This window comes from Variovorax paradoxus EPS (assembly GCF_000184745.1).
GTDB classification, from domain to species: domain Bacteria; phylum Pseudomonadota; class Gammaproteobacteria; order Burkholderiales; family Burkholderiaceae_C; genus Variovorax; species Variovorax paradoxus_C.
The window spans coordinates 3,777,638-3,801,776 of sequence record NC_014931.1 but is presented as its reverse complement, the minus strand read 5'-3'; the positions used below and the strand labels follow the sequence as shown (position 1 = coordinate 3,801,776).

General features: G+C 66.3%; 18 protein-coding genes and 1 riboswitch. Of the genes, 10 read left to right on the top strand and 8 right to left on the bottom strand.

Going from position 1 to position 24,139, the window contains the following annotated elements; genetic code table 11:
* The first annotated feature begins 6 nt into the window (after positions 1 to 6).
* From VARPA_RS17575 to VARPA_RS30250, 3 genes are read left to right on the top strand one after another with little or no spacing between them, the layout of a single operon-like run.
* Complete coding sequence (locus VARPA_RS17575) at positions 7 to 3,840, top strand: pilus assembly protein (protein WP_167330548.1); 3,834 nt, start codon at positions 7 to 9, stop codon at positions 3,838 to 3,840.
* Positions 3,837 to 4,247, top strand: a complete 411-nt coding sequence (locus VARPA_RS31845) for a type IV pilin protein (protein ID WP_013541928.1) — start codon at positions 3,837 to 3,839, stop codon at positions 4,245 to 4,247. The genes VARPA_RS17575 and VARPA_RS31845 overlap by 4 nt, the downstream gene beginning before the upstream one ends.
* The gene (locus tag VARPA_RS30250; protein ID WP_013541927.1) at positions 4,244 to 4,819 is read left to right on the top strand and encodes a GspH/FimT family pseudopilin; all 576 of its coding nucleotides are present in this window, start codon (positions 4,244 to 4,246) and stop codon (positions 4,817 to 4,819) included. Before VARPA_RS31845 ends, VARPA_RS30250 begins: the two co-directional genes overlap by 4 nt.
* 16 nt (positions 4,820 to 4,835) lie before the next feature.
* Here the strand turns inward: VARPA_RS30250 and nrdR are convergent, their stop codons facing one another.
* The 3 genes from nrdR to VARPA_RS17550 all read right to left on the bottom strand — a co-directional run bounded on the left by nrdR (position 4,836) and on the right by VARPA_RS17550 (position 7,591).
* Positions 4,836 to 5,279, bottom strand: coding sequence for a transcriptional regulator NrdR (nrdR, locus tag VARPA_RS17560; protein WP_013541926.1), 444 nt, complete (start codon positions 5,277 to 5,279; stop codon positions 4,836 to 4,838).
* A gap of 18 nt (positions 5,280 to 5,297) precedes the next feature.
* A complete protein-coding gene (gene glyA, locus VARPA_RS17555; protein WP_013541925.1) occupies positions 5,298 to 6,542 on the bottom strand; it encodes a serine hydroxymethyltransferase in 1,245 nt (414 codons plus the stop codon).
* A 41-nt stretch (positions 6,543 to 6,583) separates the two neighbouring features.
* A riboswitch (ZMP/ZTP riboswitch) is annotated at positions 6,584 to 6,709 on the bottom strand.
* Positions 6,710 to 6,739: 30 nt separating this feature from the next.
* On the bottom strand, positions 6,740 to 7,591 hold the full coding sequence (locus tag VARPA_RS17550; protein ID WP_013541924.1) for a lytic transglycosylase domain-containing protein: 852 nt from the start codon (positions 7,589 to 7,591) through the stop codon (positions 6,740 to 6,742).
* A gap of 601 nt (positions 7,592 to 8,192) precedes the next feature.
* On the opposite strand from VARPA_RS17550, the gene VARPA_RS17545 reads away from it, so the two are divergent.
* Positions 8,193 to 12,008 (top strand): DUF748 domain-containing protein, encoded by a 3,816-nt coding sequence (locus VARPA_RS17545; RefSeq protein WP_041942945.1) that lies wholly within the window; start codon positions 8,193 to 8,195, stop codon positions 12,006 to 12,008.
* A 190-nt stretch (positions 12,009 to 12,198) separates the two neighbouring features.
* On the top strand, positions 12,199 to 15,075 hold the full coding sequence (locus VARPA_RS17540; RefSeq protein ID WP_013541922.1) for a DUF349 domain-containing protein: 2,877 nt from the start codon (positions 12,199 to 12,201) through the stop codon (positions 15,073 to 15,075).
* Between the two features lie 77 nt (positions 15,076 to 15,152).
* Here the strand turns inward: VARPA_RS17540 and VARPA_RS17535 are convergent, their stop codons facing one another.
* The 5 genes from VARPA_RS17535 to VARPA_RS17515 all read right to left on the bottom strand — a co-directional run bounded on the left by VARPA_RS17535 (position 15,153) and on the right by VARPA_RS17515 (position 18,568).
* Positions 15,153 to 15,944: a zinc-dependent peptidase gene (locus VARPA_RS17535; RefSeq protein ID WP_013541921.1), complete on the bottom strand. Its 792-nt coding sequence runs from the start codon at positions 15,942 to 15,944 to the stop codon at positions 15,153 to 15,155.
* An 11-nt stretch (positions 15,945 to 15,955) separates the two neighbouring features.
* The gene (locus VARPA_RS17530; RefSeq protein WP_013541920.1) at positions 15,956 to 16,732 is read right to left on the bottom strand and encodes a UDP-2,3-diacylglucosamine diphosphatase; all 777 of its coding nucleotides are present in this window, start codon (positions 16,730 to 16,732) and stop codon (positions 15,956 to 15,958) included.
* A gap of 28 nt (positions 16,733 to 16,760) precedes the next feature.
* Positions 16,761 to 17,273, bottom strand: coding sequence for a peptidylprolyl isomerase (locus VARPA_RS17525; protein WP_013541919.1), 513 nt, complete (start codon positions 17,271 to 17,273; stop codon positions 16,761 to 16,763).
* A 34-nt stretch (positions 17,274 to 17,307) separates the two neighbouring features.
* The gene (locus VARPA_RS17520) at positions 17,308 to 17,898 is read right to left on the bottom strand and encodes a peptidylprolyl isomerase (RefSeq protein WP_013541918.1); all 591 of its coding nucleotides are present in this window, start codon (positions 17,896 to 17,898) and stop codon (positions 17,308 to 17,310) included.
* A 79-nt stretch (positions 17,899 to 17,977) separates the two neighbouring features.
* Positions 17,978 to 18,568 (bottom strand): tetratricopeptide repeat protein, encoded by a 591-nt coding sequence (locus tag VARPA_RS17515; RefSeq protein ID WP_013541917.1) that lies wholly within the window; start codon positions 18,566 to 18,568, stop codon positions 17,978 to 17,980.
* A 202-nt stretch (positions 18,569 to 18,770) separates the two neighbouring features.
* Between VARPA_RS17515 and cysS the strand changes: the two genes are divergently transcribed.
* The 5 genes from cysS (at position 18,771) to VARPA_RS17490 (ending at position 24,123) form a co-directional block, all read left to right on the top strand.
* Positions 18,771 to 20,147, top strand: coding sequence for a cysteine--tRNA ligase (cysS, locus tag VARPA_RS17510; RefSeq protein WP_013541916.1), 1,377 nt, complete (start codon positions 18,771 to 18,773; stop codon positions 20,145 to 20,147).
* 17 nt (positions 20,148 to 20,164) lie between these two features.
* Positions 20,165 to 20,815, top strand: coding sequence for a DNA-3-methyladenine glycosylase family protein (locus VARPA_RS17505; RefSeq protein ID WP_013541915.1), 651 nt, complete (start codon positions 20,165 to 20,167; stop codon positions 20,813 to 20,815).
* 19 nt (positions 20,816 to 20,834) lie between these two features.
* Positions 20,835 to 21,815 (top strand): acetyl-CoA carboxylase carboxyltransferase subunit alpha, encoded by a 981-nt coding sequence (locus VARPA_RS17500; protein ID WP_013541914.1) that lies wholly within the window; start codon positions 20,835 to 20,837, stop codon positions 21,813 to 21,815.
* Positions 21,816 to 21,821: 6 nt separating this feature from the next.
* Complete coding sequence (tilS, locus tag VARPA_RS17495; RefSeq protein WP_013541913.1) at positions 21,822 to 22,793, top strand: tRNA lysidine(34) synthetase TilS; 972 nt, start codon at positions 21,822 to 21,824, stop codon at positions 22,791 to 22,793.
* Between the two features lie 61 nt (positions 22,794 to 22,854).
* On the top strand, positions 22,855 to 24,123 hold the full coding sequence (locus VARPA_RS17490) for an aspartate kinase (RefSeq protein WP_013541912.1): 1,269 nt from the start codon (positions 22,855 to 22,857) through the stop codon (positions 24,121 to 24,123).
* Positions 24,124 to 24,139 lie beyond the last annotated feature (16 nt).

Sequence of the window (24,139 nt, the reverse complement as noted above, 5' to 3'; positions counted from 1 at the left end):
ACCTTCATGCGCTTTCTTCGAATTTGCGCGATGGCGGCCTTCGCCGCCACGTGCGCCCATGCCGCGACGACGGCCAACGCAGCCGACGCGGAGCTTCCGGGCGAGCCGATGTTTTCGCTGGCATCGCGCGCCGACCCGGGGCTGGTGATCGATCTTTCGCTGAAGCGCGCGAACGCCGGCGCTGCGTACCGCGACAGCTTCGACGCGAAGAAAACCTACGGCGGTTACTGGGACGCGATGGGTTGCTACCGCTATGCGGCGGGCGACGGTTACTTCAGGCGCTCGTCCGCGGCAACGAGGCTGAGCAGCGGAGAAATCGCCTGCGCCAACCAGTGGAGCGGCAACCTGCTGAACTGGGCGGTGTCGTCTTCCCTCGACGGGGTGCGCCTCGCGTTGACGGGTGGTGACCGCGTGATCGACGAACCGGGCCGCACGGTGTTGCAGCGCGCGGTGCTGCCGGAGGACTTTCATCGCAGCGCCCACTTCCCCGACAAGGCGGTCATCGGCAACCTGAACAGGCTGACGCCGCTCGTCACGGGCGCACGCGGTGCGGTGCTTGCGACGGACACGCTGCACTTCAGCAACTGCCTCGATCGATTCGTCGTCGGAGCAGCCGCTGCAGGTACTTGCTCGGCGCCGGGCGGCACGCCTTACCTCGCGCGCGTCGAGGTGTGCACGGCGGCGGAGGTGGTGGTGCGTCCCGGGCTGTGCGCCAGATACCCGAATGGCAACTCCAAGCCTGTGGGCGCCGTCCAGCGCTACGCGGGCCGGATGAAGTTCTCCGTTTTCGGCTACTTGCCGGACGACGACCCCGCACGCTATGGCGGCGTGCTGCGCGCACCAATGAAGCACGTCGGGCCCAGAAAGATCGACACCATTTTCGACACGGTCGACAACCCGCAAGCGGAGTGGAATGCCACAACGGGCGTGTTCAAGGCCGACACAGCGGAGAGCCCTGGGGTCGTCAACGCCATCAACCGTTTCGGGCGCAACGGCGTCCGGCAAGGCGCCTACAGCACGTTCGATCCTGCAGGCGAGCTCTACTACGAGTCGCTGCGCTACCTGCAGGGCAAGGCGCCGACGCCGCAGGCGGTCGCCGGTAGCGACAGCCCTCGAAGCCATGGCGATCCCATCGCCGTCAGCTGCCAGAGAAACGATGTCCTGATGATCGGCGATGCCGACACCCACTACGACCGTTCCTTGCCCGGCATGTCGAGGGGGAACTCCATCGGCGATTTTGATCGCAGCTTCAGCATCGCTGCCCATGAGCCCGACACGGCCTACTGGACAGGTCTGGTCGGCGCCTTTGAAAACAGCGAGGCGCTTGCCTATGCGCACCCCTCGGCCAAGGCGGGGCTCACCACTGGCGGCAACGAGGGGCCGCGGGCGTTCAACTACAAGGGCGGCACGCCGTTGACCTCGGCCGACATCGCGAGCGCGGAAACTGGCGCCGACAAGGGATCGTTCGGGATGGCAGGCCTTGCGTACTGGGCGCGCACGCAGAAGATCCGCAGCGACCACACCGGCTTGCGCGTGCAGACCTTTGCCATCGACATGGGGCAGGGCGGCGCGAGCGCCATTGGGCAGAAGCAACGCGGCAGCGTCTTCTACTTGGCCGCAAAGTACGGTGGTTTTGCCGACAGCAACGACGACGGCAATCCGTTCCTTGCGTCGGGTGGCGGTTCCGAATGGGCCGAAGGCCTTGACGGCGACAACCAGCCCAAGCCCGCCAACTACTTCCTGGCCGGTGAACCGGCGCAAATGACCGAGGCCATCCGCCGGATTTTCCTGCGCGCCGTGGCCCCGGCCGGCGGCGTCACGGCGGGGAGCGCCATTTCGTCGAACACGATCGCTCAGGCCGGCGCGAGCCTCTACGTGCCGCAGTTCAACGGGCGACGCTGGTCGGGCACGCTGCTGTCGTATTCCCTTCGGCCGGATGCGGCGACCGGTACGGTTCAGCGCGCCGACAAGCCCGACTGGGACGCCGGCGAGCTGCTGACAGGCAATCCGAACGCCGTGCCGCCCGTGGCCGCGCGCGATGTCGCGAGCAGGCGGATCTTTACGCTCTCGACGGCCGACGTCGGCACGCCGTTCCAGTGGGAGGCGCTCGACAGGGGGCTGCGCGGTTGGCTGAATGCGACGCCGTATGTCGTGCCCGATGTCTCCGACGGCCTGGGCGCCGAGCGGCTGGCCTATCTGCGCGGGGACCGGCGGCGGGAAATGTCCGCACCGCAAGGCCTCTTTCGCGTGCGCGACTCGGTCATGGGCGACGTGACCAATTCGAACCCGGTGCATGTCGGGCCACCCAGCCTCGCGATTCAGGAACCGGGGCACGAACGTTTTCTGGCCGCCCATCGCGGCCGTCCGCCCGTCGTGTACGTCGGCGCCAACGACGGCATGCTGCATGCCTTCGACGCCCGCACCGGGGACGAACTCTTCGCTTACGTGCCGCGCATCATGTTCGCCCGCCTGGCCGCCTACACCTCGCCGGACTATGTGCACCGCAGCTACGTCGACGGAACGCCCGTCGTCGTCGACGCCCGCATGGCCGATGGCGCGTGGAAGACCGTGCTGGTTTCCGGCAATGGCGGCGGCGCCACCGGCGTCTTCGCGCTCGACGTGACCGACCCCGCGGCGTTCTCGGCGGACAAGGTGCTCTGGGAATTCAGCGGCGCGTACGACGACGACATGGGCCAGGTGACCCAGGCGCCGCGCATCATGAAGTTCCGAACCGCGGCAGCCACCAGAACCCGGGCGGCGACCTATGGCTGGTTCGCCGTCGTTCCCTCGGGCTTCAACAACGCCAATCCCGAAAAGCAGGCCGCACTGTTCCTGCTGTCGCTGGACAAGCCCGTGGGCGAATCCTGGAAGCGGGACACCAACTACTACAAGATCGTTCTGCCGGCCCCTGCGGACAAAACCCTCGTGAATGCGTTGAGCACTCCTGGCGACTACGCGGGCGCGGACGACGCCACGCGCTTTCTCTACGCAGGCGACACGCAGGGCAATCTGTGGAAGTTCGATTTTTCGGGCAATGCACCGTGGGGCACCAAGGCGTTGGCGCTGAACGGCAAACCCCTGATGGTCGCCATGGCCGGCAGCGGCGCGGATGCGAAGCGGCAGCCGATCACCGTCGCGCCCGAGGTCGGCGTGGGTCCTGAGGGCGGCGCGATCGTGCTCTTCGGAACCGGAAAGTTCGTGAGCCCCGAAGACCTGGGGCGTTCGAACAGGGGCGTGCAGACGATGTACGGCGTGTACGACAACGGCGTGGCCATTCCCGCCGGCGAAGCGCGCGTGCAGTTGCAGCAGCGCAAGACCGGCGCTGTCGATGGGCAGGCATTCCCGCCAGTCACCGGCGATGCTTTTGTTTATGGCGCGTTCGATGGCAAGACGAATGCCCGCCGCGGCTGGTACTTCGACCTGCCGGCGGGGCCCGAACGGGGCGAGCGGATGGTCTTCAAGCCGGTGCTGGGCGACGGCCAGTTGTTCTTCAACACGCTGATTCCTGATTCCGGCGCATGCAGCGCAGACGGTGGCGGCCGCAGTTGCGCGGTGAATGCGATGACGGGGCTTTCGCAAGGGAGCGCCTGCGTGCCGTCGAGTGCCGGCATGCTGGGGGCGCCACATCTGGTGCAAGTGGGCACGGCCGGTCTCGGAGCTACCGATGCATTCGGACGACGTCCGGAAACGACGCGTCTGGCGATCGTCAGCACGGGCGCGCGCAGCGGCCGGGGTGGAGGGCTCTCGACCGCGCAGCCCGTCGGCGACAGCAACACGGGCCAGACCGGCAGACGGCTGAACTGGCGACAGATCTCCGACTACCGGAGGGCAAAGCAGTGAGAGCCCCGAAGCTTCGCGGTTTCACGCTGATCGAGATGCTGATCGTGCTGGCCATCGCCGCAATCCTGGCGGCCATCTCCTATCCGTCCTACATGGATTTCGTGCGCAAAAGCTGGCGCAGCGAGGGGCGCTCCGCGCTCATGCAGCAGATGCAGGAGCAGGAGCGCCTCTATACCAGGGTGGGGCGATACCGGCCCTACGAGGGCGAGTCGGGGGAAGGGGGCGCGGGCGGCAAGTACATCGTCAAGAGCGCCAATTGCGAAGGGCGAGGGAGCATCACTGGCTGCATCCGGTTGACGGCCACGCTGAAGCCGGGGTTCTCCGATCCCCACGTCGGCAATCTCTGGGTGGACAGCACGGGTGGCAAAGGATGCGACGGGACGCTGCCCGGCAGGTGCTGGCAATGAAGCGCGGCAACACGACACCGTTCGGCGGCTTCACGCTGATCGAACTGATGGCGATCGTTGCCATCGTCGCGGTGCTGGCGGCTATCGGCGTGCCGAGCTTTCGCGACATGCTGCTCAACCAGCGTCTGGCGACGGCTGCGCAGGGTTTCAATGCGGCGCTGGGCTTTGCACGCATGGAAGCCATTCAGCGCGCGCAGGGCGTGGAGGTGGCTGCACTCGCGGGCGGCGACTGGTCCGAAGGCTGGGTGGTCCGAACCGGCTCCGATGCGTCGTCCTCCACGCAGAGGCAAACCCAAACGCTGCGGCGCTTCGACCGATTGCCGCAGGGCGTGAGCATCGACACGACGCTCGGCGGCGGCTTTGCGCAAGGCTTGCGCTACGACGGCAACGGGTTCTCGCGCCAGACCGCGAGGGCCGGTTTCAGCGCGGGCTGCCTGACGTTCAAGGCCGAGACGGGGCGCAGGGCCTCGGTCATCGTCTCGGCGTCGGGCCGGGCGAAGGTCTGCAATCCGGATGTGAGCGGCGATTGCGGCTCGGGGGCGTGCGCCAGGGGAGAAAGCGGCGGCGCTTGAAGGCCGGCCCGCGGAATCAGATGTCCCGCAGCAACTGCCGGAATTCGTCCACGTCCTCGAAGCTGCGGTACACCGAGGCAAAGCGAACGTAGGCGACCTTGTCGAGGCGCTTGAGTTCGCGCATCACCAGTTCGCCGACTTTCGTCGAATCGATTTCGCGCAGGCCGCTGGCCAAAAGCTTCTGCTCGATCCGCAAGAGGGCGGTGTCGATCTGCTCGATGCTCACCGGACGCTTGCGCAGCGCCAGCATCATCGAGGCACGTACCTTGGAGGAGTCGAAGTCGGCGCGGCTGCCGTCCTTCTTCACGACCACGGGGAAGTTGACGTCGGGGCGCTCGTAGGTGGTGAAGCGCTTGTCGCAGGCGCTGCACTGGCGGCGCCTGCGGACAAAGTCGGCGTCTTCCGAAACGCGGGTCTCCACGACCTGCGTTTCAAGATGACCGCAAAAAGGGCATTTCATGCGGTCGGGCCGTGCAGATCAGCGATAGACGGGGAAGCGGCTCGTCAGCGCGTGCACCTTGGCGCGCACTGCATCGATGTTCGCCGCGTCGCGCGGGTTCTCGAGCACGTCGGCGACCAGGTTCGCGGTGATGCGGGCCTCTTCGTCCTTGAAACCGCGGGTGGTCATGGCCGGGGTGCCGATGCGCACACCGCTGGTGACCATCGGCTTTTCGGGGTCGTTCGGAATCGCGTTCTTGTTGATCGTCATGTGGGCGCTGCCCAGCACGGCTTCGGCTTCCTTGCCGGTGATGCCCTTCGAACGCAGGTCGACCAGCATCACGTGGCTCTCGGTGCGGCCGCTCACGATGCGCAGGCCCCGCTCGGTGAGCGTGTCGGCCACGATCTTGGCGTTCTTGACCACCTGTTGCTGGTAAGCCTTGAACTCGGGCGTCATCGCTTCCTTGAACGCGACGGCCTTGGCGGCGATCACGTGCATCAGCGGACCGCCTTGCAGGCCCGGGAAGATCGCGCTGTTGATCGCCTTCTCGTGCTGCGACTTCATGAGGATGATGCCGCCGCGCGGGCCGCGCAGGCTCTTGTGGGTGGTGGAGGTCACGATGTCGGCGTGCGGCACCGGATTGGGGTACACGCCCGCGGCCACGAGGCCGGCGTAGTGGGCGATGTCGACCATGAAGATCGCGCCCACGTCCTTCGCCACCTTGGCGAAGCGCTCGAAGTCGATGTGCAGCGAGTAGGCCGAGGCGCCCGCGATGATCAGCTTGGGCATGTGCTCGTGCGCCTTGCGTTCCATCGCGTCGTAGTCGATGGCTTCGTTGGCGTCCAGGCCGTAGCTCACCACGTTGAACCACTTGCCGCTCATGTTGAGTGGCATGCCGTGGGTCAGGTGGCCGCCTTCGGCCAGGCTCATGCCCATGATGGTGTCGCCAGGCTTGAGGAACGCCAGCATCACGGCTTCGTTGGCCGAGGCGCCGCAATGCGGCTGCACGTTGGCGGCGTCGGCACCGAAGATCTGCTTGACCCGGTCGATGGCCAGTTGCTCGGCCACGTCGACGTGCTCGCAGCCGCCGTAGTAGCGCTTGCCCGGGTAGCCTTCGGCGTACTTGTTAGTGAGCTGCGAGCCCTGAGCCTGCATGACGGCCGGCGAGGCGTAGTTCTCGCTGGCGATCAGCTCGATGTGGTGTTCCTGGCGCGCGTTTTCGGCTTGAATGGCGGCCCAGATCTCGGGGTCGGTCTGTTCGACCAGAATATTGCGTTGGTACATGGCAGTCCTTTGAAGACGAGGTCCTTGTTCTTCAACCAAACAAGGGCTGCCCAGGCGAACGGCTGAACGCCTGTTGTGGCCAGGCGGCACGCTTCCCAGTGGTATTCCACGTCAGCGCGTGGCACCTTGTTCAGGTGCTGCGCCTATCGCCAGTCGCGTACGGGGCCGAGTGTAGCTCACACCCGGCCAGGCCAGCTTCAGGAAACAGCGGAAAGCAGGGCGACCTTTGCGGGTTCCGAGCCTTCCTCGGCCTTGATCGGTGCCGGTGCCGGCGTCACGATGGGAATCGGCTGCGCGCGCACGGTCGTGCGGGGGGGCAGCACCGACGGTGCGCGGCCGTTGGCGACCTGCAACAGGCGCTCATGCTCGGCCATCACCTTGTTGGCGTAGCCGCCATCGTCTTCCAGATTGGCTGCGCCCACGTAGTAGCGCAGGCCCCCTTCGAGCGAGCCGGCGCGGGAGATGCATTCCTGCAGCACCTTCACGCCGACGCGCATGTTGGTCACCGGGTCGAAGGCGGTGAGCGTGCCGCCCGCGCTTTCGTACTTGTCGCCGTGCACGCGCGTCATGACCTGCATCAGGCCCTGGGCGCCGACGTGGCTCTGGGCGAAGGGATTGAAGCTGGACTCCACGGCCATGATGGCCAGGATCAGCGTCGGGTCGAGCTTGGTGCGCTTGCCGATGTTGTAGGCCTCGGCCACGAGCACGCTCAGCGGTTCGGCCGCCACGCTGTATTTCTTGCTCAGCCAGTACGCCACGGCGGCCTGCTGCTTGGGCAGGTCGCCGGGGCTCGCGGCCGTGGTGCGCTCGATCGCGGTCGGCTCCAGGTCGGTGACTTCAGGCGCGGGCTTGCGCGACTGCAGCCAGCCCATGAGCTGTTCCTCGCCGGTCTGGCGCAGATCGGGCCGTGCCACGAGGGCGAGGGCCGCGAACACGATGGCCAAACCGACCAACGCGAACCCGTTGTGGGTGATTTCAAAAAAGCCGTCTGCCACATCGGACACAAAGGTCCTCAGCCCGCGGGCTGTGGCATCAAACGCCTTGTTCATCGCTCTTCCTTTCTGTGCGGCACCTGGTCGCAGCGCCTGGAGAGGCGATGGATGAAGGCAGCGGCGCTTGGATTGGTACGAATCAGGCTCCGCGCATGGAGGGGTGTGGGTAAGGAGCGCGGTGACCTGATCAAGCCGGGGGAGTTCTCGGCAGCGGATTCAGGGGTGGCCCCTCTGCGTCTGGCAGTCGGGAGCAGGGCGGATTCTAGCGTGGCTAAATACTCGGTCAAGCATAAGGATTTTGTTTCTTATGCTAATAAATGTTTAAAAAGTGAAGCCTCCCAGAGCGTTCTGCTTAAGGGAAATCCCTTGGAAGATTGGATTTGCAATGCGAGGGTGCTGCACCTAATCTGAACGGGCCTGGGTTTTCAGGCGTTTTTCCGAAGTCAGGCAGCCCGAGGTGCAAGTCAAGGGCTCGAACGACGGAGGATCCACGGTGGCAATCTCTTGCTGCCAGCACGACAGGAACCATTGACTTCCAGCCGTGCGAATCGATGGCTTGGGTGTTAGGCCCGCCATCAAGCCCGGCAACGAGGCATTCAGTCGCGTTGCCGGGCTTTCTTGTTTCTGCTTCGAGGCGTGTTTGCGGCACACTCCCGCGATGGATTTAGCTTCGCTCAAACAAAACAAATGGATGCGACGTGGGATCGTCGCCTTGCTGGTTCTGTTGGCCCTCTGGGTCATCGCATGGTTGGCGGTTCCGCCCGTCGCCAAGAGCCAGCTTCAAAAGATCGCGAGCGAAAAACTGGGCCGGCAGGTCACCGTGGGCAAGATCGATTTCAAGCCCTGGACCCTCGAACTCGCGCTGCACGACCTGCGCATCGCCACTGCCGACGGCAAGCAGCCGCAACTGGCCATCAAGCGCATCTACGCCGACGCCGAACTGCAATCGCTTTTTCGCCTGGCGCCCGTGATCGATGCGGTCTCGATCGAATCGCCCGCCATCCTGCTCACGCACCAGGCCGACGGCAAGTACGACATCGACGACATCCTGGCCAAGCTGGCCTCGGGTCCGCCGCCCGACCCCAAGGCCGAGCCGGCGCGCTTTGCGATCTACAACATCTCGATCAAGGACGGCGCGGTCGACTTCGACGACCAGACGGTCAAGCGCAAGCACGAGCTGCGCAACTTCGTGCTCAACGTGCCTTTCCTGAGCAACCTGGCCTCGCAGCGCGAGGTCAAGACCGAGCCCAAGCTGGCCTTCGTGCTCAACGGCAGCAACTTCGATTCGGCCGCCTTCACCACACCCTTTTCGGCCAGCCGCAAGACCGACGCCCACGTGCAGTTCAAGGGGCTCGATCTCGTGCCTTACCTCGGCTACATCCCCGGCGGATTGCCGGTGAAGCTGCAGGCCGGCAGCCTCGATGCCGACCTGAAGATCGACTTCCAGCAGGCCACGACCACCGGCCTCAAGATCTACGGCACGGTCGAAGCGCACGGCGCCAAGCTGAGCGACGCCAGGGGCCGCGACCTGCTGAGCTTCGATTCGCTCAAGCTTGCGCTGGCCGATGTTCGCCCGCTCGAATCGGTGTTCCATTTGAGCGAAGTGGCGCTCGCCAATCCGCAGCTCGTGGTGGCGCGCGATGCCTCGGGCCAACTCAACCTGATGGCGACCGACCCGGCCACCGACGCCGCGGAAAAAGTGGCGCCGCTACCCGTCGCCCCAGCCAGCGCACCGGCCGGCCAGACGGCCGAAAAGCCCAAGCTGAACGTGCAGGTCGACAAGGTGGCGCTGAGCGGCGGGCGCATTGGCTGGCGCGACGAGACCGTCAAGCCCGCGGCCGCCGTCGACCTGACCGACCTGGGGCTCGACGTCACCGCCATCACTTGGCCAATGGAGAAGCCGGCCCAGTTCAACGGCGGCACCGCCATTGCCGGCGCCTCGCTCAAGTTCAAGGGCAGCGCCACGGACAAGGTGGCGGACGTGCAGACCGAGGTCGACGCGCTTCCGCTCTCGCTGGCCGCACCGTATCTGGCGCAGAGCCTGGAGCCCACGCTCGACGGCAAGCTCAGCGGCCAGATCGATATCGCCTGGAACCAGCCCAACCTCAAGTTCAAGGCGCGCCGGCTGGCAGCCGACGGGCTTGCGCTGACCCAGACCAAGACCGCACTGGCGAGCGTCGGCCGTTTCGAGCTGGTCGACGCCGAGGTCGACATGACGCAGCACACGCTGAACATCGCCTCGTTCACCGCCACCAACCCCAAGGTGCGCGTGGAGCGCGACAGCGAGAAGCGCTGGATGTTCGAGCGCTGGCTGCGCACCCCGGCCGGCAACGGCGGCGCGGCCGAAGCGAAGGTGGCGGCGCCCAAGCCGGCCGGCGCCGGATCGGCCAAGGCCGACGCCAACACCAAGCCCTGGGCGCTGACCATCGCCACGATGGCGGTCGACAACGGCAGCCTCTCATATTCAGACAAGGCCGGCGCGCTGCCGGTGACGGTAGAGGTCACGGCCTTCAAGCTGAACGCACAGAAGATCGCGCCCGAGACCAACACCGTGTCGCCGCTGCAGGTCTCGGGCCGCATCGGCTCCGGCCGCTCCGAGCCGGGCAAGTTCGACTACAAGGGCAACGTCGTGCTCAAGCCGCTGGCCGCCGAGGGCCGGCTCGAGGTGATCTCGTTCCCCGCGCACGCCTTCAAGGCCTACTACGCGGACGCGCTCAACGTCGACATCCGCCGCGCCTTCGCGAGCTACCGCGGCACGGTCCACTACACGACCACGCCGGCCGGCATGACCGTCAAGCTGGCTGGCGACACCGCACTGGACGACTTCCGCGCCAACAGTGTGTCGCTCACCCAGTCCCCCGGTTTCGACCGCAACACCAACCAGCTCCTGAGTTGGAAGACGCTGAGCCTGCGCGGGCTGCAGGTCGGCCTGGCGCCCAATACGCCGCCGAAGGTGGACGTGCGCGAAACCACGCTGACCGACTTCTTCGCCCGCGTGATCGTCGATCCGACCGGCCGGCTCAACCTGCTCAATCTGACGAAGAAGGGCGAAGCCGAAGGTGCCGCGGCTGCGGCCTCTGCCGACGCCAAGACCCAGAAGGGACCGGGCGGCACCACCACCACGACCCGCGCGGCGGCGCCTGTGCAGCGCTCCGGCGGCGCGCCGGTGTCGGCCGAAGCCATGGTCGGCGGCAGCCCCGAACCCGCCAAGCCGGCCGCCGCGCCGGTAGCTACGGCGCAGGCACCGGCGGACACCGGCCTCACGCCGGTCATCAACTTCGGTCCGATGAGCCTGGTCAACGGCAAGATCGATTTCACCGATCTCTTCGTCAAGCCCAACTACTCGGCCGACCTGAGCGAGCTGACCGGCAAGCTCAGTTCCTTCTCGTCGAACCCGCCCAAGGGCGAGACGGGCCGCCCGGCGCTGGCCGACCTGGAACTGCGCGGCAAGGCGCAGCAGACGGCCGCGCTGGAAATCACCGGCAAGCTCAATCCGCTGGCCAAGCCGCTCGAACTCGACATCACCGCCAAGATGCGCGACCTCGACCTCGCACCGCTGTCGCCGTACTCGGTGCGCTACGCGGGCCACGGCATCGAGCGCGGCAAGATGAGCATGGACGTGAACTACAAGGTCGCGCCCGACGGCCAGCTCACCGCCACCAACAAGCTGGTGCTCAACCAGCTGCAGTTCGGCGAGGAGGTCGCCGGTGCGCCCAACAGCCTGCCGGTGAAACTGGCTGTGGCCTTGCTGGCCGACCGCAACGGCGTGATCGACGTCGACCTGCCGCTCAGCGGCTCGCTCAACGATCCGCAGTTCAGCGTCGGACCGCTGATCTGGAAGGCGGTGGTCAACCTGATCGTCAAGGCCGTGACGGCGCCGTTCAGCCTGCTCACCGGCGGCCTGGGCGGCGGTGGCAGCGGCGAATCGAGCGCAATCACCTTCGAGGCGGGCAGTTCGGTGCTCAGCGCGGCGGCCAAGGAAAGCCTGGACGAGGTCGCCAAGGCGCTGGCCGAGCGGCCGACGCTGGAGATGACGGTCATCGGCACCTCCAGCCTCGAGAAAGAGCGCGATGCCTACCAGCGCCAGCGTGTGCGACAGCTCACCCAGGCCGAGAAGCGCCGTGTCGCGGTGCGCGGCGGCCAAACCGGCACCGAGGTGCCGCCGGTCACCGACGCCGAATACCCCGAGCTGCTGACGGCGGTGTACAAGCGCGCCGACATCACCAAGCCGCGCAACCTCGTCGGGCTGGCCAAGGACCTGCCGGTCAAGGAAATGGAAAACCTGCTGTTCGCGAGCGTGCCGGTCGACGAGGAATCGATGCGCCAACTGGCCGTGGAGCGCGGCGCCGCGGTGCGCGACTACCTGCTGGCGCAGAAACTCACGAGCGAGCGGCTGTTCCTGGGCGCGGTGCGCACCACGGCCAGCGGTGCCGAGTGGAAGCCGGGCGCCGAGCTCAAACTGACCATGAAGTGAGAACGGCCACTTGGCTTTCTGCATCGGCTTGCTATATATGTAGTTCCCGTTAAATCTCCCAGCCCGCCACCAGCGTTGGCCGCCGTTCCGCCACGGAATTCGGCAGTCCATCGCAAGTGGGTGAAAATGTCGATGTGCGCCGGCCTTTGCCGGCGCCTTCGCTTTCTCTACCAAGACAACGATTCCGCCAGTGACCTCTACTTCTTCCAAGCCACACGACCTTCAAGCCCTCGATACGCTCACCGGCGGCGCCTTCACCGCGCCGACTTCCGGCGAGCGCGCCGCGCGCATCCGCGACTGGCTCGCGGGCAACCCGGCATCCGAGCAAATGCAGGAAGTCTTCAAGGAGCTGAGCGGTCGCGACAAGGGCGCCGCGCGCCTGCTGCGCGAGAAGCTCGACGAGCTCAAGCGCGCCAAGGGCCAGGAGGCGATTGCCGCGGAATGGGCGCAGAAGGCCGAACTGCTGCTGGGCCAGTCCAAGCTCAACATCGCCGATGCACTTGCCTGGCAGCGCGACGCCGCCAAGGCCGGCGCGCCGCTCTCGCGCGAACCGCTCGCGGGCCTGAAGGCCAAGCTGGCCGAACGCGTGAAGGGCATCGAAGACCTGCAGCACCGCGCCCAGGTGCATCGCGAAGCCGCCGTCCTGCTTGCACAGCGCTTCGAAGTGCTCTCCACCAAGGGCTGGCAGGACGCCCAGGCCGCCGAAGAGTCGCTGCGCAACGACGTGACCCACTGGCAGCAGCAGGCCGCCGACATCACGGCCGACATCAACTGGAACAGCCTCGACGCCAAGTTCGCGCCGCAGCTGGATGCATCGAAGTCGCAGTTGCTGGTCGTGTCCGATGCGTTCCACAGCGCGCTGGCACAGGCCATCGCCGCCGCAGCCGATGCTGCCGCGCCGCTGCCGCCGGTGCCCGTGTGGGCCGACGAGCTGCGCAGCGCGCGCGGCGAGGTGCTCGCACCCAAGACTGCAGCGCCCGCACGGCCTGCGGCACCCAAGATCGATCCGGCCGTTCGTGCCGCCGCGCAGGACGCCGTTCAGGTTGCGCTCGCCAAGCTCGAACAGGAAACCGCCGAAGGCCACGGCAAGGCCAGTGCCGGTGCGGCCGCCGCGCTGCGTGCGGTGCTCAAGGAGCACGGCAAGCTGGTCGAGGCGCCGCTCGAAGCCCGCGTGCATGCCGCGCTGGTCGCGGCCGGCGAGCTCGAAGGCTGGCAGCGCTGGAGCGCCGACAAGGTCCGCGAAGACCTCGTCGCCAAGGCCGAAGGCCTGCTCAAGCGCCCCGAAGGCCAGGCCCTCGGCGGCCGCAAGATGCAGGAAACGCTGCGCGCGCTGCGCGACCAGTGGAAGCAGGCCGACCAGGGCGGCATGCCGAACCATGCGCTGTGGAAACGCTTCGACGAAGCCTGCAACGAAGCCCACAAGGTGGTCGAGGCCTGGCTCGAGAAGGTGCGCGCCGATGCGGCCGAGCACCGCGCGCATCGCGTGGCGCTGATCGAAGAGGTCAAGGCCTGGGCCGCCGAGCATGCCGGCGCCACCGACCTGAAGGCGCACAACCGCGCGCTGCATCAGTTCGCCGACCGCTGGCGCGATGCCGGCCATGTGGGCGAGAAGGTCTTCGCCGAACTGCAGCCGCAGTGGAACGAAGCCTTCGGCGCCGCGCGCGCACCGTTCGAGACGGCCCAGAAGGCCAGCGTCGAACGCCGCCAGGCCATGATCGCCGAGGCCACTGAGCTCGGCGCCCAGCCGATGCTGCGCATCGACGCAGTCAAGGCGCTGCAGCAGCGTTGGCAGCACGAGGCGCAGAGCGTGCCGCTCGATCGCCGCCACGAACAGAAACTGTGGGACGCGTTCCGCGCCCCCATCGACGAAGCCTTCAACCGCAAGACGGCCGAGCGCGAAAAGGCATCGGCCGCCATGAGCGAGCACGATCGCCATGTGCTCGATGCGTCCAAGGCGCTCGACGCGGCCAATGCCGGCGGCGACGTGCAGAAGATCCGCGCCGCCATCGCCCGCCTCGAAGGCGCGCTGCGCGGCGAAGCGCCGCCCCCGGCACCCAAGGCCGAACAGGCTGTGGTGAGCAGCGACGGTCCGTCGGTCGGCGCAGCCGAAGTCGTGGCGCCCGGACAGGCCGCCGCTGAATTCGCCGAAAGCGCCGAGCAAGCACCGAGCCCGAGCGACGCGGAAGCCTCGCCGGCCGCAACCGCCGAGGCAGCGCAGGCCGATACGCCCGACCTCGTGGCCCCGGCCGACGGTGCCGATGCCTCCGCACGCGCCGATGGCGCAGCGCACGACGCAGGCGAAGCTGCCGCTGTCGAAAGCCCTGCGCCAGCCGCAGCGCCGAAGCCGGCACCCAAGCCCGTCGTGGCCATGCGTGGCGACGACCGTCCCAGCAGCAAGAAGACGGACGCGGCGCCCGCAGGCCGCGCCGGCGGCAAGTTCGGCGACCGTCGCGACGGCGGCCGGCCAGGCCCTGGTGGTCCGGGCCGTCCTGGCGACCGTGGCGGTCCGCGCCCCGACGCACGCGGTGACCGTGGTGGCGATCGCGGCGCACCGGCCGGCCGTTTCGGAGACCGTCCCCCGCGCTTCGAAGACCGCGGCCCGCGCCTCGGCGACGCCGCTTTCCGCGCCCAGCGCGAAGCGCTCGAACGCGCGGACATGGCGCTGCGCAAGCTCGCTGCGCAAGCCCATGGCGAAGCACTGACGCAGGTGCTCGGCGCCTGGGAGCAGCGCGATGCGGCTCGCCTTCCGAGCGTTCAGGAGCTGGGTCGCGCGGTCACGCCGGCCGTACGCACCACCTGGTCGCAAGCTGTCGGCAGCGCGCCGACGGCTGCGGCCGGCGATGCGGCCGAAGCGCTGCTGCGCCTGGAAATGGCCGCCGAAGTGCCGACGCCCGCAGAGCAGCTCGACGCACGCCGTGCGCTGCAACTCAAGCTACTGACCAAGCGCGGCGACCCGGCGCCGGCCCAGACCTGGGGCCAGGATGCCGGCAAGGTGCTGGCTGCGGCGCACGATGCGGCCAGCGCACGTCGCTTGCAGAACGCGTTGAAGGCGCTGCTGCGCAAGTAAGCGCCAGACCGCCATGAAAAAGACGCCCCGCGGGGCGTCTTTTTCTTTGGCGCGCGACCTGCGGACCCGGTCGCCCCTCAGGCCTGCCTGCTCAAGAAAAACTCATCGAAAAGAGCCGTCACCGCAGCGAAGTCCCGGGCGAAGTTCGGCCGGTTCACGAAGTAGGCCTCACAGGCCACCGCGAAGAACTCGCTGATCGAGGTCGCGCCATAGTCGTCGAGCCACGGTGGCTCGGCGCCGAAGCGCTCGGCCATGATGGTTTTCTCGCGGAAATCGTCGTAGGCCGGCTGCAGCACGGCGAGCCACGCGGCGCGCGATTCGCGAGCGCTGCGCTTGCCCGCGAAGCCGGGCGGCAAGGGCGGACAGCCATCGGCGTCGCCGCCGCGCATGTCGATCTTGTGGGCGAACTCGTGGATCACGACGTTGTAGCCGCCTTCGCTGGTGACGCTGCTCGCGAGCACGTCCTGCCAGCTGAGCATGACGGGGCCGCGGTCCATGGCTTCGCCGGCCACCACCTCGTCGTACTCGTGCACGACCAGTGCTTCGTCGACGACCTTGCGCCGCGCCACGACCTCGGACGGATGCACCACGATGCCGACGAAATCGTCGTACCAGTCGAGATGGCCCTTCAGGTGCAGCACGGGCAGCACGGCCTGCGCCGCGATGGCGAGCGCCACCTCGTCGGTGATGACGAAGCCCTGGGTGCCGTGGAATTCCTTGTCGCGCAGGAACTCGGCCGTCAGCGCGCGCAGCCGCTGCACATCGGCAGCGGGGCGGTCGGCCAGGAAGGCGTAGCGCGCCAGCGTGGCCTGCCAGGCGGCATCGGGAATCGGGGGCAGGGCGCGCAGGCGGCGCAGCCACTTGAACATCGGCGGTGCGGCTAGCGCAGGTCGACGCGCTGTGCGCCGGCGGTGGAGAGGCACAGCAACTGCGCACGCGGCGGATGGGCCGCCGCATCCCAGTCGCTCAGCACGATGCGGCGCAGGCCGTTTCCCAGGTCGTGTTCGGCCGGGCGGTGCGTGTGGCCGTGCACCATCGTTTGCGCCTTGGCCTGATGCAACCATCGGCGCGCGGCGTCGGTGTCCACGTCGGCCCAGATCGTCGAGGGGTTGCGCTTGCGGTCTTCGCTCTGCGTGCGCATCGCGCGCGCAAGTGCGCGGCGCTCTTCGAGCGGGCGTGCCAGGAACGCGGCCTGCCATTCAGGCGTGCGAACCATCGCGCGGAACTTGAGGTACTCGGTGTCTTCCAGGCAGAGGATGTCGCCGTGGCTCAGCAGCCAGCGCTGGCCGTGCAGCACCAGCACGGTGGGGTCGTCGAGCAGCGTGAGGCCGCATTGCGCCGCTAACGCGGGGCCGACCAGGAAATCGCGGTTGCCGTGCATGAAGAACACCGGCAGGCGCTGCGCTGTGTGGCGCAGCAGTTCTGCGCATTGCGCCTCGAAGCCGGGGGAGGCGGCGGCATCGTCGCCCACCCACACCTCGAACAGGTCGCCGAGGATGACCAGCGCATCGGCCGGCGTGGTTTCGAGGTAGCCCCGCCAAGCTTCGAAGGTGGTGGGCTCGCCCGCCTGCAGGTGCAGGTCGGAGATCAGGTCGACGGTGCGCCACGCGGGCGGCGCCACCAGCTCGGTGAAAGCCGGGTTCGCCACGTTGGTCATGCCGCGCCGTGCCTGTCTTGCCTGAGGGTCATTCAGCGATGACGAGAGCCTTTTCGATCACCACGTCTTCGAGCGGCACGTCGTCGTGGAAGCCCTTGCGGCCCGTCTTCACGGCCTTGATCTTGTCGACCACGTCGGTGCCATTGATGACCTTGCCGAACACCGCGTAGCCCCAGCCCTGCGCCGAGGGTGCCGTGTGGTTCAGGAAGCCGTTGTCGGCGACGTTGATGAAGAACTGCGCGGTGGCCGAGTGCGGCGCGCTGGTGCGGGCCATGGCGACGGTGTAGTTGGCGTTCTTCAGGCCGTTGTTGGCTTCGTTCTCGATCTCGGCGCCGGTGGGCTTTTGCTTCATGCCGGGCTCGAAGCCGCCGCCTTGCACCATGAAGCCGGGGATCACGCGGTGGAACACCGTGTTGTCGTAGTGGCCCTTCTTCACGTAGCCGATGAAGTTTTCGGCCGACTTGGGCGCCTTCTCGGCGTCGAGTTCGAGCGTGATCACGCCGTAGTTCTTGATGTGCAGTTCGACTTGGGGGTTGCTCATGAGGGACTCCTTCTTCGGAAATTGGGGGGATGAATTACTTCGCCAGCGTGGCGGACTTGATGGTGATGGTCTCGAGGGGCACGTTCTGCATGCCGCCCTTGTTGCCGGTCTGCACGGCGCGGATCTTGTCGACCACGTCGGTGCCGGCCACGACCTTGCCGAACACCGTGTAGCCGTAGCCGTCGGGATTGGGCGCGTTGAGCGAATCGTTGTTCTTCACGTTGATGAAGAACTGCGAGGTGGCCGAGTTGGGGTTGCCGGTGCGCGCCATGGCGATCGTGTACTTGTCGTTCTTCAGGCCGTTGCTCGCTTCGAGCGGAATCGGCGGGCGCGTGGGTTTTTGCTGCATGTCGGCCGTGAAACCGCCGCCCTGGATCATGAAGCCGTCGATGACGCGGTGGAACACCGTGCCGTCGTAGTGCTTGTCTTTCACGTACTGCAGGAAGTTCTCGACCGACTTGGGCGCCTTGGCCGCATCGAGTTCGACCACGATGTCGCCGGCCGAGGTGGCGAGCTTCACGCGCGGTGCGGTTTGCTGCGCGTAGCCGGTGGCGGCGAAGCCGATGGCCGCGGCCAGGATGAAGGCGTTGCGGCGGCTGAGTCTTGAAAGGGCGTGGATCGTCAAGTGATGCTCCGTTTGCGAAAAGAGGAGGGCGGGGGCGGTGCAACGAACGCGTCGTCGCACCGCCCGTGCCGGCAGCGGCTTACTTGCTGGACTTGCCGACCGGCTTGCGGATGACCACAGGTGCAGCCGGCAGCGCGGCGGCTTCGGCCTCGGCCTTCGACGAGAAGATCTGGCGGATGAGCAAGAGCTTGGGCGCGACGCTGGCGTTGGTGCTGGCGAACTGCTGCGCCTTCACGTATTCCTGTGCCGCGAGGCGCGCATAAACGTCGCCGAGGTTCTCGTGCGCGGTGGCGTAGTTGGGGTTGAGCTTGATCGCCGATTCGAGCGCGGCGCGTGCCTGGTCGAACTTGCTTTGCGAGGCATACAGCGCCGCGAGGTTGTTGTAGGGCTCGGGCAGCTCGGGGAAATCCTGCGTGAGCTGGGTGAAGGCGATGATGGCCTCGGGCTGCTTGTTCTGCTCGGTGAGGATCACGCCGCGCAGAAAGCGCATCTGCGGATCGCGCGGCTTGCCGGCGATGTAGGTGTCGGCCTTGGCGAGCGCTTCGGTGGCCTTGCCTTGACGCAGCAGAAGGTTCACTTCGTCGTACTCGTTGGCATGCGCAACGGAACCCCACAGGCTGAACAGGAGTGCGAAGGCGATGGAGAGTTTGGAGAACACGGCGTGCTTCATGAAGCCTCGGCAGATAGGGGAATGCGGGCCTGGAGAACACCCGGGAGGGACGCGGCAGCAGGCTGCGGCGGCCGTTTATACTGCGTGGCATTGTAGCCGAGGGGCCATGTCCAACCCCTCGTGGCCACTGTCCCCGTCACCCCTGAAATACCCCGTCGTTCGCCCGTGCCGCACGTGCGCGAAGCGACGCTTTCCGAGTCTCATGAGTCTGCGCATCTACAACACGCTGTCGCGTGAATTGGAGGAATTCTCCCCATTGCAACCTGGCAAGGTGCGCATGTACGTTTGCGGCATGACGGTCTACGACTATTGCCACCTGGGCCATGCCCGCTCGATGATCGCCTTCGACGTGGTGCAGCGCTGGCTCAAGGCCAGCGGCTTCGACGTGACCTACGTGCGCAACATCACCGACATCGACGACAAGATCATTCGCCGCGCCGTGGAAAACGGCGAGAGCATCCGCGCGTTGACCGATCGCATGATCGACGCGCTGCACGAAGACGCCGATGCGCTGGGCATCGCGCGCCCCACGCACGAGCCACGCGCCACCGACTACATCCCGCAGATGCTGTCGATGATCGGCACGCTCGAGAAGAAGGGCCTGGCTTATCGCGCCGAGAACGGCGACGTTAACTACGCCATCCGCAAGTTCCCCGGCTACGGCAAGCTGAGCGGCAAGTCGATCGACGAGCTGCATGCGGGCGAGCGCGTGGCCGTGCTCGACGGCAAGGACGACCCACTCGACCCCGTGCTCTGGAAGAGCGCGAAGGCGAGCGAGCCCGAAGAGGTGAAGTGGGCCAGCGAGTTCGGCGCTGGCCGTCCGGGCTGGCACATCGAGTGCTCGGCCATGGCCTGCGCGCTGCTGGGCGAAACACTCGACATCCACGGCGGCGGCGAAGACCTGCAGTTCCCGCACCACGAAAATGAAATCGCGCAGAGCGAAGGCGCCAACGACAAGCCGCTGTCCAACTACTGGATGCACAACGGCTTCATCGTGACCGACAACGAGAAGATGTCCAAGAGCCTGGGCAACTTCTTCCTGATCCGCGACGTGCTGAAGAAGTACGACGCCGAGACCATCCGCTTCTTCGTGCTGCGCGCGCACTACCGTCGGCCGCTCAACTACAGCGACGTGCATCTGGACGACGCGCGCAATTCGCTCAAGCGCCTGTATACGGCGCTGGACCTGGTCGCGCCGGCCGAGGTGACGATCGACTGGACCGATCCATATGCCGCGCGCTTCAAGGCCGCGATGGACGAAGATTTCGCAACGCCCGAAGCGGTGGCCGTGCTGTTCGACCTGGCGGGTGAAGTCAACCGCACGCGCTCGGCCACGCAGGCCGGGCTGCTGAAGGCGCTGGGTGGGTGCGTGCAGATATTGCAAAGCGACCCGAAGAGTTTCCTCCGCGCAGGCGCAACGCTCGACGATGCGGCCATCCAGGCGCAGATCGATGCGCGTGCCGCCGCCAAGGCCGCGAAGAATTTCGCCGAAGCCGATCGCATCCGCCAGGGATTGCTTGAGCAGGGCATCGTGCTCAAGGATTCGCCCACTGGCACGAGCTGGACCGTCGCGAAGTGAACGGAACCACCAACCCCATGCCCGCTTCCAAAAACCCGACCGTTCAGATCTACACGCCGGATTATTGGGAAGAGGCCTGCAAGCACCTGGCCAAGAAAGACCGCGTGATGAAGCGGTTGATTCCGAAGTTCGGCACCGCATGTCTCGAATCGCGCGGCGACGCCTTCACCACGTTGGCGCGCAGCGTTGTCGGCCAGCAGATCTCGGTGAAGGCCGCGCAAACCGTCTGGGACAAGTTCGCGGTGCTGCCGCGCAAGCTGACGCCGGCGAACGTGCTCAAGCTCAAGGTCGACGACATGCGCGCGGCGGGCCTCTCGGCGCGCAAGATCGAATATTTGGTCGACCTGGCCCTGCATTTCGACTCGGGCGTCGTGCACGTCGATGCATGGAAAGACATGGCCGACGAGCTCATCATCGAAGAGCTCGTGGCCATTCGCGGCATCGGCCGCTGGACGGCCGAGATGTTCCTCATCTTCCACCTCATGCGTCCGAACGTGCTGCCTGTGGATGATGTCGGGCTGCTCAACGGCATCAGCGTCAATTACTTTTCGGGCGACCCGGTGAGCCGCAGCGATGCCCGCGACGTTGCCGTGGCCTGGGCCCCGTATTGCAGCGTGGCGACTTGGTATATTTGGCGGTCGCTGGACCCCGTGCCGGTCGCGTATTGAAATAAAACAGGAGAAGACGTTGGCGAAACGAACCTTCCTCGATTTCGAGCAGCCCATTGCGGAACTCGAAACAAAGATTGAAGAACTGCGCTATGTACAGACCGAATCGGCGGTCGACATTTCGGAAGAAATCGATCAGCTCGGCAAGAAAAGCCAGCAGCTCACCAAGGACATCTACAGCGACCTGACGCCCTGGCAGATCACCAAGATCGCCCGGCATCCGGAGCGCCCTTACACGCTCGATTACGTCAACGAAATCTTCACCGACTTTGTCGAACTGCACGGCGACCGGCATTTCTCGGACGACCTGTCGATCGTGGGCGGCCTCGCTCGCTTCAACGGCGTGCCCTGCATGGTGCTGGGCCATCAAAAGGGCCGTGACACGAAGGAGCGCACCGCGCGCAACTTCGGCATGAGCAAGCCCGAGGGCTACCGCAAGGCGCTGCGCCTCATGAAGACGGCCGAAAAGTTCAAGCTGCCTGTGTTCACCTTCGTGGACACGCCCGGCGCATACCCCGGCATCGATGCCGAAGAGCGCGGCCAATCCGAAGCCATCGGCCGCAACATCTTCGAGATGGCGCAACTCGAGGTGCCGATCATCGTCACGATCATCGGCGAGGGCGGCTCCGGCGGCGCGCTGGCCATCTCGGTCGGCGACCAGTTGGTGATGCTGCAGTACTCGATCTATTCGGTGATCAGCCCCGAAGGCTGTGCTTCCATTCTCTGGAAGACCAGCGACAAGGCGCAGGAAGCGGCCGATGCGCTCGGCATCACGGCGCACCGCCTGAAGGCACTGGGCCTCGTCGACAAGATCGTGAACGAACCGGTCGGCGGCGCACACCGCGACCACCGCCAGATGGCGGCATTCCTCAAGCGCGCGCTCAACGACGCGTTCCGCCAGGTCAGCGACCTGAAGCCGAAGGAGCTGCTAGACCGCCGCTACGAGCGTCTGCAGAGCTACGGCCGTTTCAACGATACCAAGGCCGACACCGGCCGCTGAGCACCCATGAGCGAAGCCTTCGAACGCGCCATCGCCGCGTTCGAGCCGGCGCGGTGGCCGCTGGCGGTGGGCTTCAGCGGCGGTGCGGATTCCAACGCCTTGCTGGCCGCCTGCGCTTCGCGCTGGCCGGGGCAGGTGGTGGCTTTTCATGTGCATCACGGGCTGCAGGCCGCGGCCGATGATTTCGAGCGGCATTGCGGCGAAGTCTGTGCGCGGCTTGGTGTGCCGCTCGTGGTTCATCGGGTCGATGCGCGGCACGCACCAGGCGACAGTCCCGAAGACACCGCGCGGCGCGCACGCTACGAGGCGTTTGGTGTCATGGCGCGCATGGATTCGACGCGGCCCTTCATCCAGTCGATTGCCCTCGGGCATCACGCGGACGACCAGGTCGAAACGCTCTTGCTGGCGTTATCGCGTGGTGCCGGCCTTCCGGGTTTGGCGGCCATGCCCGCGCACGCTGAACGCAATGGCCTGAACATCTATCGGCCTCTGCTGACAGTGCCTGCGGCCGACATCCGCGCCTGGCTCGCAGCACGCGATCTGCCATGGATCGAAGACCCGAGCAACGGCGATGCCCGCTACACCCGCAACCGGATTCGCGCGGTGCTGCTGCCAGCACTGGAGCAGGCTTTTCCACAGTTCCGCGCGACGTTCGCGCGCAGCATCGGCCATGCGGCGCAGGCGCAGCAACTGTTGCTCGAACTCGCTGCGCAAGACCTGAAGTCCGTTGGTGACCCGCCACTCATCAAGGCGCTGCAGGCGTTTTCGCGGGCTCGTCAAGCCAATGTGCTGCGCCACTGGCTGATGCAATCGCACGGCTGCGCGCCCAGCGCCGCGCAGCTCGACCAGTTGCTCGACCAGGTCCGCGCCTGCACCACGCGCGGCCACCGCATCCACCTCAAAGTGGCCGGCGGTTTCGCCGAGCGGAAGGGCGATCGGCTGCATTGGTACAATGCCCCGCCCTCGCCGAAGACTTAGCTCCCACAGCTTGCAGGGCGCCGCCTATCCAGCGGCCCTTTTCCTTTCTCTGATTTCACCCATGGCATTGATCGTTCACAAATACGGCGGTACGTCGATGGGCTCGACCGAGCGCATCAGGAATGTCGCCAAGCGCGTTGCCAAGTGGGCGCGCGCCGGCCACCAGATGATCGTGGTTCCGAGTGCCATGAGCGGCGAGACCAATCGCCTGCTCGGCCTCGCCAAGGAACTGGCGCCGAGCAAACCGGGCGAAGCCCACAACCGCGAACTCGACATGCTGGCATCGACCGGCGAGCAGGCTTCGTCCGCGCTCTTGGCCATTGCGCTGCAGGCCGAGGGCGTGGAGTCGGTGAGCTACGCGGGCTGGCAGGTGCCGGTGCGCACCGACAGCTCGCACACCAAGGCCCGCATCGAGAGCATCGACGACCTGCGCGTGATGGCCGACCTGAACGCGGGCAAGGTGGTGGTCATCACCGGCTTCCAGGGCGTGGACGACGCGGGCAACATCACCACGCTGGGCCGCGGCGGCAGCGACACCTCGGCCGTGGCCATTGCGGCGGCCATGAAGGCGCACGAATGCCTCATCTACACCGACGTGGACGGCGTCTACACGACCGACCCGCGCGTCGAGCCCGATGCGCGGCGCCTGACCACCGTGAGCTTCGAAGAGATGCTCGAGATGGCGAGCCTCGGCTCCAAGGTGCTGCAGATCCGCTCGGTGGAATTCGCCGGCAAGTACAAGGTGCCGCTGCGTGTGCTCTCGAGCTTCACCGCATGGGACATCGACATCAATGAAGAGGCCAAGTCCGGCACGCTGATCACTTTCGAGGAAGACGAAAACATGGAACAAGCCGTCGTATCCGGCATCGCATTCAACCGCGACGAAGCCAAGATCTCGGTGCTCGGCGTGCCCGACAAGCCGGGCATCGCGTATCACATCCTCGGTGCCGTGGCGGACGCCAACATCGAGGTCGACGTGATCATCCAGAACCTGAGCAAGGACGGCAAGACCGACTTCAGCTTCACGGTTCACCGCAACGAATACGCCAAGACCATCGACCTGCTGCAATCGAAGGTCATGCCTTCGCTGGGTGCTACGGAAATCGTGGGCGACACCAAGATCTGCAAGGTCAGCATCGTTGGCATCGGCATGCGCAGTCATGTGGGCGTGGCGAGCAAGATGTTCCGCGTGTTGAGCGAAGAGGGCATCAACATCCAGATGATTTCGACCAGCGAGATCAAGACCTCGGTCGTGATCGACGAAAAATATATGGAATTGGCCGTTCGAGCGCTGCATAAAGCCTTCGATCTGGACCAACCGGCCTCCTGACGGTGGCATAATCTCG